6 protein-coding genes are annotated in these 12231 nt (G+C 47.3%); 4 read left to right on the top strand and 2 right to left on the bottom strand.

What is annotated here, in order from left to right; translation table 11 throughout:
* The first annotated feature begins 322 nt into the window (after positions 1-322).
* Positions 323-679: a hypothetical protein gene (locus tag CIK88_RS01440; protein ID WP_094434058.1), complete on the top strand. Its 357-nt coding sequence runs from the start codon at positions 323-325 to the stop codon at positions 677-679.
* A 1230-nt stretch (positions 680-1909) separates the two neighbouring features.
* Here the strand turns inward: CIK88_RS01440 and mfd are convergent.
* On the bottom strand, positions 1910-5308 hold the full coding sequence (gene mfd / locus CIK88_RS01445; RefSeq protein ID WP_371591468.1) for a transcription-repair coupling factor: 3399 nt from the start codon (positions 5306-5308) through the stop codon (positions 1910-1912).
* A 281-nt stretch (positions 5309-5589) separates the two neighbouring features.
* Here mfd and CIK88_RS01450 point away from each other — a divergent pair, with 281 nt between their 5' ends.
* Positions 5590-8034, top strand: coding sequence for an SLBB domain-containing protein (locus tag CIK88_RS01450; protein ID WP_371591469.1), 2445 nt, complete (start codon positions 5590-5592; stop codon positions 8032-8034).
* Positions 8035-8048: 14 nt separating this feature from the next.
* Positions 8049-9122 (top strand): chain-length determining protein, encoded by a 1074-nt coding sequence (locus CIK88_RS01455; RefSeq protein ID WP_094434118.1) that lies wholly within the window; start codon positions 8049-8051, stop codon positions 9120-9122.
* Positions 9123-9280: 158 nt separating this feature from the next.
* Here the strand turns inward: CIK88_RS01455 and CIK88_RS01460 are convergent, their stop codons facing one another.
* Positions 9281-10651, bottom strand: coding sequence for a TrpB-like pyridoxal phosphate-dependent enzyme (locus CIK88_RS01460; RefSeq protein ID WP_094390895.1), 1371 nt, complete (start codon positions 10649-10651; stop codon positions 9281-9283).
* A 94-nt stretch (positions 10652-10745) separates the two neighbouring features.
* Between CIK88_RS01460 and CIK88_RS01465 the strand changes: the two genes are divergently transcribed.
* On the top strand, positions 10746-12194 hold the full coding sequence (locus CIK88_RS01465; RefSeq protein WP_094434060.1) for a sodium:solute symporter: 1449 nt from the start codon (positions 10746-10748) through the stop codon (positions 12192-12194).
* The last annotated feature ends 37 nt before the right edge of the window (positions 12195-12231 follow it).

Genomic DNA, 12231 nt, shown 5'->3' on the forward strand with positions numbered 1-12231 from the left:
TTATGTTTTATGCTACAAAGGTACGATTAAGCGAGCGAAGTACAAAAGAAAAATCGTTTTTTCTTTTGCACTCCCGAGTGAAAGTACCTTGGAGCGACAGGTCAAAGGTACGATTAAGCGAGCGAAATGCAAAAGAAAAACTCGTTTTTCTTAGCACTTCCGAGTGAAAGTACCTTGGGCCGACAGGTCAAAGGTACGATTAAGCGAGCGAAATGCAAAAGAAAAACTCGTTTTTCTTTGCACTTCCGAGTGAAAGTATCTTGGGCCGACAGGTCAAAGGTACGATTAAGCGAGCAGAATACAAAAAGAAACACATAATTTTATGCGGAAAGAAGCTCCGCGCGGAATAGCAGAAGGTGATCCTCGCTTGGAATGGGTCACATTGGTTAAAACCTTGGTGGCGCAGTTGGGCATATTTGTAGCAAGAGATGAAGATGGAAAAGAGTATCTGCCTCATGTGGAATGTTATGTGGACGATTTTCGCGAAACAGATCATGAAGAGTTGTTGAATATTAATGTACATAACATCAAGTCAATAGAGTATTCAAAGCTGCAAAATCCTGTTAAAAACCACCATTTTTGGGCTATTTTATTCATGAAATCCTCAGAAATCGAGCTCGACTCCCTTGTTTCGATGAATTTCCCTTTCCTTGGCGAACGAGGAAATGATGCGAAATAGTGATATCGCGAGTGCGTTTGGAAGGTAAACAAGTAAATTGAAGGGTGTTTTTCACATAAAACTGGGGATGAACATCAGACTAATGGCATGTAGAGTGGAAGTTAACGACCAACTTTCTTATGGAATCTTTGTATGATGGTTTTACTTTTGTCCTTTCAGGACGTACTGTTTTGTTTGTAACCGTGTCCGCAGGGTGTTACCCTGGGCTAAGGAAACCATTGGGCTTTCAGCCCGTCTCTGCTTGTATGAGGGAGTTATACTACGTAACTTTGTACTGTAAACTCGGTGTGTTCCGTGGATCCGTGTGACCTTTTATTGGTGGGAACGAAAAGCATTCAAAAGCCTCGGAAAAGAAGCGTGAATTTTAGCCAAGCGTTTCAGTTGTTTCAGTTTCAGTTGTGTTTCAGAGGGTCAGTTAAATTTCAAACCCCCTTTTTAAGACTTATAACTAACTAATAATCAATAATATATATATAGGGAGTGAAATAGGTACCCCTCAAAAAACAACTGAAACAACTGAAACTGAAACGCTTGTTCATAAAGGACATTCGTCTAAAAGGCTTATTCTCAACAACTTGCACACTTCTGTCCAGCAAATGCGATTCATGTAACATCAGGAAAACAAACATTCCAAAGCCGCAAACCCTTGATAGAAATGTCCTCGAATCGCAAGAAACGTATAGAAACGTATGATTGGTTTGGGGGGATGTTGTATCTTTGCCCCGTGGTTCAAGAGAGAATCACTTTCGCACAAAACATTCCGTCCGCACACAGACATGGTCAACTCCTCAGTTAGTCACAAGTGACTCCACACTAAGTCCCAATATTGAGCGGACAATGATGGGACAAAGTTGGGAGAAACAAGGAACAGAACAGAAGAATGCCACGATGTGGGAATGTCGAGAACGTTTTCGATAAGCCAGATGAGCAGAGTTAACTTTCCGTTTAAGTGAGCGAAAAATCAAGCTCGCTTGAAGTTTTCCGAACGTGAGGAAAGTCAACGAAGTTAAGTTCACTTAAACTCTGCCATGGCGAGAAAAGGTGCCATGAAATGTAACCGAAAAAATATCACATCATGAAACAGCAAAACCCGAACAAATCCCGTTGACAACCCGAACACACAGGGAAGCAATAGTATGATTCGAAACTTGCAACGTTGCGTACGACGGCGCGCTATGTCTTACGAAGGAGGGAGTAAATGCCAATGCCCGATTGGAGTAAAACAGGCGGCTACTGTTGAGTCAGAGGTCTAAGTAGCTGAATCGCTTCTGCTACAGAGGGAACATTGGATATCAGCAATGAACGTTTGCCGTTGACATCGCGCAGTTGGCAGCGACGTGGATTGCCCACCGCAAAGTCTATAACACGCCCGAACGCTTCGCTTTGATAGTAGGGACTGTCGGCTTTGGAGACGAGATACATAGACATACGTCCTTGTTTGAGAATGATTTTCTCGCAACCCAACAGGCAGGCGTAACGACGCAAAGTCACCACATGCATCAGTTCCTGAGCAGCAGGCGGTACAGGACCAAAGCGATCTTCCATTCGACGACGGTAGGCTTCGAGTTGCTCGTCGGTCTGGAGATTGTCCAGTTCGCGATAGAGCAGCATGCGCTCGCTGTCGGATGGCACATACTGGTCGGGGAAATAGAGTTCGAGGTCGCTCTCCAGGGTGCAGTCGGAAACGTACGGTCCGTCGGTATTGATGGGTGTAGAGGCTTCTGCGTCTGCGACTTCGGCAAAGGTGGGCTCCTCGTTTTTCAGTTCTGTCATGGCTTGGGTCAGAATCTTCTGATAGGTCTCATAACCCAGATCGGCAATGAATCCGCTTTGTTCGGCGCCCAGCAGGTTGCCGGCACCTCGGATGTCAAGGTCTTGCATGGCAATCTGTATGCCGCTGCCAAGGTCGCTGAAATTCTCCAATGCCTCTAATCGGCGGCGACTCTCCTGAGGAAGGTCGGCAAGGGGAGGTGCAAGCAGATAGCAGAACGCCTTGCGATTGCCGCGTCCTACACGGCCTCGCATCTGATGGAGGTCTGACAAGCCGAAGTGGTTGGCACCATTGACGATGATGGTATTGGCATTGGGAATATCGATGCCGTTTTCAACAATGGTGGTTGAGAGGAGCACATCGTAGTCGTAGTTGGCAAAATCGAAGATGGCTTGTTCCAGTTCGTCGGGCTTCATCCTGCCGTGACCAATCACCACACGTGCATCAGGAATATAGGTGTGGATGAGGTCGGCAATGCGCTGTAGGTCGTTGATGCGCGGATTGACAAAATACACCTGACCGTTGCGCGACATCTCGAAATTGATGGCATCGGCAATGATTTCCGGTCCGAAGGTATGTATCTCGGTATGGATGGGATAGCGATTGGGCGGCGGGGTTTGGATGATGCTCAGGTCGCGGGCACCCAAAAGGGAGAACTGCAGTGTGCGCGGAATGGGTGTTGCTGTCATGGTCAACGTGTCGATATTGGTTTTCAACTGGCGCAATTTCTCCTTGGTGGATACTCCGAATTTCTGTTCTTCATCAATAATAAGGAGTCCAAGATCATGAAACTTCACCGTCTTGCCGATGAGTTTGTGGGTGCCGATGATAATGTCTATCTTGCCTTCCTCCAAATCTTTCAGTATTGCCTTGGTCTGTTTGGCGGAACGGGCACGCGACAGATAATCCACACGGACTGGCAGATCCTTCAGACGGCCTTGGAAGGTCTGGAAATGTTGGTAAGCCAGTACAGTGGTAGGCACGAGTACAGCCACCTGCTTGGAGTCGCAGGCTGCCTTGAATGCAGCACGCACCGCCACCTCGGTCTTACCGAATCCCACGTCGCCACATACTAAACGGTCCATAGGACGTGCTTTTTCCATATCGGCCTTGATGTCGTTGGTGGCTTTCAACTGGTCGGGCGTATCTTCGTAGAGAAACGACGCTTCGAGTTCGTGTTGCATGAAACAGTCGGCGCTGAAGGCAAATCCCTGCTCGCGTCGTCGGCGGGCATAGAGACGGATGAGGTCGCGGGCAATATCCTTCAACTTATTTTTGGTGCGCTCTTTCAGTCGTTCCCACTGTCCTGTGCCTAATTGCGAGAGGCGTGGCGGTTCACCGTTGTCCTGTGCTTTGTATTTGCTGACCTTATAGAGTGAATGGATGGAAACATAGATAGCCCCGCCGCCGTTGTAGATTATCTTAATCATCTCTTGGTAGCCGTTGCCTTGTGGCATGCGTACCAAACCACCGAATTTGCCGATGCCATGATCTACATGGACCACGAAATCGCCTACTTCAAACTGTTGAATCTCTTTCAACGTGAGCGAGACTTTGCCGCTGCGGGCCTTGTCGGAACGCAGACTGTATTTATGGAAACGGTCGAATATCTGGTGGTCGGTGAAGATGCAGAGTCGCAGGTCGTGGTCGATAAATCCCTCGTGGATGGTTTTTTCTACAGGGGTGAAGTGTAGGGCCTGTTTTTCCTCATCGGCAGAAAAAATGTCTTTCAGGCGTTGCAACTGCTTCACGCTGTCTGCCAGAACATAGATGCGATAACCTTTTGACAGATAATCGGTGAAACTTTGACGCAGCAGATCGAAATTCTTATGAAACAGCGGTTGCTGGAGGGTGTTGAAACGCAGGGTCGCCTGAGGCACACCTGTGGCATGTGCACCGATTTCTATGCGACGCAAACCGCTGATGGCTTCGGTGAATTGAGAGCCGCTGATGAGCTGAGTCTCCTTTCTCATCTGCTGCATCGTCTCTTGTTGCTCCATTTCGGTCTGTCCTTCCATGCGCTCGGTAAGAGCTTGCGACGAGAATCCTTCACGGTATGTGCGGTCGATGGAATCGTGAACAAAGAGTAAGTCTTTTGTCACGAGCAAAGTCTCCTTTGACAGAAACGAAAAGAAAGGTACGCGTTCCTCTGATGTAACAGATAGTTCGGGAACAATCTGTATGCGGTCACGACGGTCGCGCGACAACTGATCGGTCACATCGAAAGTGCGGATAGAGTCGATGTCGTCACCGAAAAAGTCGATGCGGAATGGATATTCGCAACTGAAGCTATAGACATCGAGGATAGAACCGCGTAGGGCAAACTGGCCTGGCTCATAGACATAATCTACCTCATGAAACCCAAACTCACGCAGTTGTGTTACGATGATCGAAGTGTCAATATTCTGTCCCTGCTCTAAGGATAAGGTTCGCTCGTCCATCTGACGACGTGAAATGACCAGTTCTGCCAATGCCTCAGGATAGCTGACGATGAGGTAACGCCCGTCTTTCATCATGCAACGGCTCAATACCTCGGTGCGGAGAATCTCGTTGGCAGCGTCTCGCTGTGCGTATTTGATGGCACGGCGATATGAGGAAGGGAAAAACAATACCTGTTCGTTGCCCAACATCTGTGTCAAGTCATGATAGAAATAGCCTGCCTCTTCCTCGTCGTTGAGTATAAATAGTGCATTGGGCAACAGATTCTTCTGCGCCATAGTGGCAAACAGTACTGATGCGGCAGAGCCAGTCAGTCCTTCTAAAAACAAGGTTTTGATTTTCTTGCCAGACAGACTTTTTGCCGTAGCCCCCACTTGTGGAGCAACGGAAAGGAGTTCGATGAGGTCTTCTATCTTCAGTGTTGTCATTACTTTCAGGGATTGTAGGCTTCGTGAAGCCGAAAACAATGCAAAAGTAATAAAAAAAAGGCAACTGGAGAAGTAACCTGCAATGTAAATGAAAATAAAGTGCGTTTCGCTTTGTAGTTTAAGTCTTTTTTGCTAATTTTGCATCGCATTTTGCTTTTCCTTTAGGAAAAAGCATAGTTGCGCTGACTCAAACAAGAGGAATAAAAAGTAATCAGATAAATATGAATTTTCAAGTAACGAGCATGAAAACAATGGCAGGCTTGAAGCGCAATATGGTGGTTGCGCTCATGATGCTGTCTTCGTTGACGGTTGCCGCACAGAGCGGAATGACCGACACGCAAGTGATGCAGTTTGTGGCAAGGGAGGCGAAAGCCGGAACGTCACAGTCGCAGATTGTCACCAAGTTGATGCAACGTGGAGTGAAGATCGATCAGATCAGACGTGTGCGCAACCAGTATGATAAACAGATCAGAAGCCACAATATGAGTGCTGCGGCTGATGCTGCCGTCGGTGATGCAAGCAACCGCATGCGGCATAGTGCATCGCAACAGCAGGAACTGGAGAACGGCAAGGTTAATACAGCTTCTGAGAATGCTAACGATGCCAGTGAAGACCATCAGTTGGCAGAGCAGGAAGTAATGGCTACCCAAGGACATTCTGCCGAGACTAATGGCAAGAAAGTGTTTGGACGTGACATCTTCAACCAACGCGCCCTTTCATTCGAACCCAATATGAATATCGCCACACCGCAGACCTATGTGCTCGGTCCTGGTGACCAAGTGGTCATCGATGTTTATGGCGCTTCGCAGAATACACACCAACTGACCATATCGCCAGAGGGAACGGTGACGGTTCCTGGATACGGACCGATTTATGTGAGCGGAATGACGGTGGCTGCTGCCAACGGAAAAATTCGTTCTACACTCGGATCACGCTATGCCAGCAGTAAGGTGAAGCTCTCTGTGGGACAAACACGCACCATCATGATCAATGTGATGGGTGAGGTGAGGACACCGGGTACCTATACCCTCAGCGCTTTCTCTACTGTTTTCCATGCCCTCTACAGAGCTGGCGGTATCAACGATATCGGTACACTACGTAATGTGAAGGTCTATCGTAATGGAAAACTGATTACCGTGGTGGATATCTATGAATATATTCTCAACGGCAGATTGGCGGGTAATGTTCGTCTGCAGGACGGTGATGTGGTACAGGTAGGACCTTACGATTGTTTGGTTGGTGTCACGGGTAATGTGAAGCGCCCGATGTTCTACGAAATGCGTAAGAACGAGAGCGTGGCAACTTTGTTGAAATATGCTGGAGGATTTACCGGAGATGCCTATAAGAAGGCTGTCAGACTGGTGCGTCAGACCGGTGAACGCTATTCGGTATTTAATGTCGATGAGTTTGATATGTCATCATTCAAAGTTGATGACGGCGATGCAGTAACCGTAGATGGTATGCTCAACCGCTATGAGAATATGGTTGAGGTGAAAGGTGCCATATTCCGCCCCGGACAGTATCGGTTGGGTGGTGAGGTTACTTCTGTGAGAGGACTGATAGAGCGTGCAGAAGGCGTTACCGAAGATGCTTTTACTGCTCACGCTGTATTGCATCGCATGAAGGCTGACCGCAGTCTTGAAGTGGTCTCGGTTGATGTACAAGGTATTTTGGCAGGTACTGTGCCCGATATTCCATTGAAGAATGAAGACGTGCTCTTTATTCCAACACAGGCAGAACTGCGTTCAGAGCGTACTTATACGATTACTGGTGAGGTGATGTCACCAGGAACTTACGAATATGCCGACAATACCTCGGTAGAGGACCTCATCATGCAAGCAGGTGGTCTGACAGACGCTGCAAGTACTGCAAAGGTTGATGTGTCGCGTCGTATTCGTGACCCCAAGGCCACCACAACCACACGAGAGATTGCACAGACATTCTCGTTTGCCCTGAAAGACGGATTCGTGGTCGATGGTAATAAGGGATTTGTATTGCAACCCTATGATGTGGTACACGTGCGCCGTAGTCCTGGTTATGTGACACCACAGAACGTTACTATCAAGGGCGAGGTAAACTTCCCTGGCGTACAGACGATGAACATGAAAAACATGCGACTGAGTGATGTCCTGGCAATGGCTGGAGGTGTGACCGAGAATGCCTATATGCGTGGTGCACGACTGGTACGTGTGAAAACGCAAGAGGAAAAGGAGCGCACTAAAGATGTGTTGACTGCACTCAAAAGAAATATGAGTGAGCGCGACTCAGTTGCTATGGAAAACTTGGATTTGGAGAATACCTACGTAGTGGGTATTGAACTCGATAAGGCCATGGCTGATAAAGGTGGTCAATACGACATCATTTTGCGTGAAGGCGACGTGATCACAGTACCAGAGTATAATGCTACGGTCAAAGTGTCGGGTGACGTGATGTTCCCCAATACTGTTTCATTTGTGGGTGACAAAGGTTATAAGTGGTATGTTAACAAGGCAGGTGGCTTCGGACTGCGTGCCAAGAAGCATAAGACCTTTGTCGTTTATACCAACGGAACTGTGGCACAGGTTGGACATGGTGCAAAAATAGAGCCAGGCTGTGAAATCGTAGTGCCAAGCAAACGTAAGCGTGAAGGATTGAACTTCGCACAAATGCTTTCTGCAGGAACCAGCTTAGCAAGTTTGGCAGCTGTGGTTGCCTCTCTTGTTTCTATCACTAAATAATGAAAGGTATGACTATGGATGAGAATAACAAGATGAATCAGGTGGAGGAAGCAAGCTCCATCGACTATGCTGCCTTGTGGGCTGCTGTCAAGCGTCGCAAACATCTCTATGTCATTGTGCTGCCTGTGGCTTTCGTTCTGGCTTGTATCTATGCCTTGGGACTGCCCAACTATTATAATGTACAGGTGAAACTGTCACCAGAACTGTCGTCGAAGAGTAGTACCAGTTCGCTTAGCGCTCTGGCAAGTCAGTTTGGCGTCAATCTCGGAGGTCGTGCAGCTACAGAGGCACTCTTTCCTACGCTCTATCCTGACTTGATGAACTCGGTTGATTTCAAAACCAGCCTCTTTCCTGTAAAGGTGAAGCGTGAAGAAGATAAGAAGGTGATGACCTACTACGACTATCTGCTCAACGAACAGAAAACACCATGGTGGTCGGGAGCTGTCAAGGGGCTGATGAGTATCTTCGGCAGTAAAGAGAAAGAGAAGAATCTTAAGGTGGATCCGTTCCGCCTGACCAAGACACAGACTGCAATTGCGCAGGTGATAGATAAGAAGGTTGTGTGTGATGTGGATAAGAAAACAATGGTCATCACTATCAATGTAACTGACCAGGATCCGCTTATTGCTGCCACCATGGCTGATTCGGTGAAAGTGCGTCTGCAAGACTTTATCACAGAGTATCGTACCAAGAAAGCGCGTCATGATTTGGCTTATACACAAAAACTCTATAAAGAGGCTAAGGAACGCTATACTCGCGCACGACAGAACTATGCTTCGTTCTCGGATGCCAACCAGGATTTGATTCTTGAGAGTGTACGTAGCAAACAGACTGATCTTGAAAACGAGATGCAACTGCAGTTTAATGCCTATAACACACTGGCTCAACAGATGCAGATGGCTGAGGCCAAAGTGCAAGAGGATACTCCTGCCTTTACAACCCTGCAGAGTGCTACGGTTCCTGTGAAGAAGGCTGGTCCTGTTCGTTCCAAAATGGTACTGATGTTCCTCTTCCTCGTGTTTATCGGAACAACAGCCTATATCCTCTATAAAGAGGGTGAACTGAAAAAACTGATTGGTATAGGATAATACCTATATTATATATACAAAGAAGCCGGTTCCTCATCGAACCGGCTTCTTTGTTATTAGCTATGTTGGAGAGTCGGCATGGATTTTCTTGGGCGATACTCTCCGAAATGTATCTCCATTCCTCCATACTTGGCATGGAGGAATGGATGGACTGATTGTTATTCCTTGATGATGGGCTCCAGCTCGCTGACGTTTCTTTCGATTTCTTCGTCAGAAACGGTGTAGTTCTGCAGATCGCCGCTGATAAACTGCTCATAGCTTGGCATGTCGATGAGACCGTGGCCAGAGAGGCAGAACAGGATGACTTTCTGCTCACCGGTTTCCTTGCACTTCTTGGCTTCGCGAATAGTGGCTGCGATGGCATGGCAACTCTCAGGGGCAGGGATGATGCCCTCGGTGCGGGCGAAGAGCATTCCGGATTCGAACGATTCCAATTGGGGAATATCCACACCATGCATCATCTTGTCCTTGATGAGCTGTGACACAATCATGCCGGCACCATGGTAGCGGAGACCGCCTGCATGGATATTGCTGGGCTTGAACTGATGGCCGAGCGTAAACATGGGTAATAATGGTGTGTAACCAGCTTCGTCGCCGAAGTCATACTGGAACTTACCGCGAGTCAGCTTAGGACAACTATTGGGTTCGGCTGCGATAAACTCGGTATGACGCTCTCCGCTGATGTTATGGCGCATGAAGGGGAATGCTATACCTCCGAAGTTGCTACCGCCGCCAAAGCAAGCAATAACAGTATCGGGATATTCACCAGCCATCTGCATCTGCTTTTCAGCCTCCAGACCGATGATAGTCTGGTGCAGACCAACGTGGTTGAGTACAGAACCTAATACATATTTACAATGGGGAGTGGTGGTAGCCAACTCTACTGCTTCTGAAATGGCTGTACCAAGTGAACCGGGATGCAACGGATCTTTGGTGATGATATCCTTACCCGCACGTGTTGACATGGATGGAGAACCGGTAACGGCAGCACCGAAAGTACGCATAACAGATGAACGATAGGGCTTCTGCTGCATGGTAATCTTTACCTGATAAACCGCACATTCGAGACCGAATATCTTGGCAGCATAGCTCAGAGCCATACCCCACTGGCCGGCACCAGTCTCGGTGGTCACATTGGTTGTGCCTTCTTGTTTGGCATAATAGCATTGGGGAAGGGCGGAATTGATTTTATGAGAACCCAAGGGGTTGACACTCTCGTTCTTGAAATAGATATGGGCAGGAGTGCCGAGGGCTTTTTCCAACTCATAGGCGCGTACCAATGGGGTAGAACGGTAAAAACGGTATTTGTCGAGCACTTCCTCGGGAATGTCTATCCACTCATGCTCCATGTCCAGTTCCTGTTTACTACACTCTTCGGGGAAGATATGTGCCAAATCCTGCCATGTTAAGGGCTTGTGGGTCTGGGGATGGATGGGAGGCAGTGGCTTGTTGGGCATGTCTGCCATGATGTTATACCACTGTGTTGGAATCTCATTCTCCGGTAGGAGATACTTCTTTTGTTTTGTCATTGTCTTATGGTTTAGTGTTTTGTACGACAAAAGTAATGAAAAATAATGAGAAAAAGAGGATAAAAACTAAAAAATTGCTACCTTTGTGTGCGATATGATGATATTAGCGATAGTTTTGGGCTATTTTTGCTTGCTGTTTGCCATCAGCAGATGGACGGGAAGACATGCAGACAATGATACGTTCTACCGTGGCAACAGACAGTCGCCATGGTATATGGTGGCTTTTGGCATGATAGGTGCATCGATATCTGGTGTGACCTTTGTAAGTGTGCCGGGTATGGTGACACGTATTGATATGACCTATTTGCAAACATGTATGGGGTTTATCTTGGGCTATGTTATCGTAGCTTTTGTTCTCCTACCTTTATATTATAGGTTGAACCTGACCACCATTTATTCGTTTTTAGGGCAACGTATTGGACGAAGGGCTTATCGCACAGGGGCATCGTTTTTCCTCTTGTCGAAAATGACAGGGGCAGCGGTGCGTTTTTATGTGGTGTGCTGGATTTTGCAGCAATGTATCATGATGCAGATGCCTGATGGAATGCGACAGATAGGTGAGGGATGGCTTTTTACATTTACGGCGTTAGTAATGGTGGCTCTGATATGGCTCTACACCAGAAAAGGTGGCATACGCACACTGGTATGGACTGATTCGCTGCAGACTGCCTGTCTCTTTGGAGCGTTGATACTGATGCTTATTATGGTTACCAAACAATTGGAAATGGGGGTTGGTGATGCTGTATCGGCCATAGCAGATAGCGAAATGTCGCGCATCTTTGTGTTTGATGACTGGATGTCGAAGCAGAATTTCTGGAAACAATTCTTCAGTGGTGTGTTCATCGTCATTGTCATGACGGGACTTGATCAGGATATGATGCAGAAAAATCTTACTTGTAGTTCATTGCGTGATGCACAGAAAGATATGACGACGTATGGTGTGGCTTTTCTACCTGCCAACCTGTTGTTCCTTTCGCTTGGTGCTTTGCTCGTTATGCTTGCTCATCAACGTGGTATTGCAATTCCAGAGATGGGTGACCAACTGTTACCAACTTTTGCTGCATCTGGGCTGTTGGGACCTGCGGTGGTTGTGCTCTTTATTTTAGGTATCTTGGCTGCCTCATTTTCAAGTGCCGATTCGGCTTTGACAGCTATGACAACAAGTTTCTGTGTTGATATCTGTGGGAAACCATACGATGAAAACCTACGCAAAAGATCACATTTGATTATTGCTGTGATTTTTGTGGTCTTTGTTTTGCTTTTTCGTTTGGTGAATTCCACCAGCGTCATTGATGCCATCTATGTGCTCTGTGGTTATACCTACGGGCCGTTGCTTGGACTCTTTGCGTTCGGGCTGTTGACCCATAGGCAGACCAATGACCGATGGGTACCCTATGTATGCTTGGCTTCTCCTTTGTTCTGTTGGGGACTTGACGCTATTGTGGGATATTATACGGGCTATCGATTCGGTTATGAACTGCTGATGCTTAATGGTTTATTCACCTTTGTCGGTCTGCTGGCTCTTCGGCCGACGAGTAAGTGAATCGATGATGCAATACAAATATTGAATCATCCTTCGG

Origin of the sequence: Prevotella sp. P5-50 (assembly GCF_002251295.1) — a bacterium.
GTDB lineage: Bacteria > Bacteroidota > Bacteroidia > Bacteroidales > Bacteroidaceae > Prevotella.

What these genes read in the sequence shown, in the direction of transcription:
- CIK88_RS01440 (WP_094434058.1), top strand. Translation starts at nt 323, where the DNA reads ATGCGGAAAGAAGCTCCGCGCGGAATAGCAGAAGGTGATCCTCGCTTG.
- CIK88_RS01450 (WP_371591469.1), top strand. Translation starts at nt 5,590, where the DNA reads ATGGTGGTTGCGCTCATGATGCTGTCTTCGTTGACGGTTGCCGCACAG.
- CIK88_RS01455 (WP_094434118.1), top strand. Translation starts at nt 8,049, where the DNA reads ATGGATGAGAATAACAAGATGAATCAGGTGGAGGAAGCAAGCTCCATC.
- CIK88_RS01460 (WP_094390895.1), bottom strand. Translation starts at nt 10,651, where the DNA reads ATGACAAAACAAAAGAAGTATCTCCTACCGGAGAATGAGATTCCAACA.
- CIK88_RS01465 (WP_094434060.1), top strand. Translation starts at nt 10,746, where the DNA reads ATGATGATATTAGCGATAGTTTTGGGCTATTTTTGCTTGCTGTTTGCC.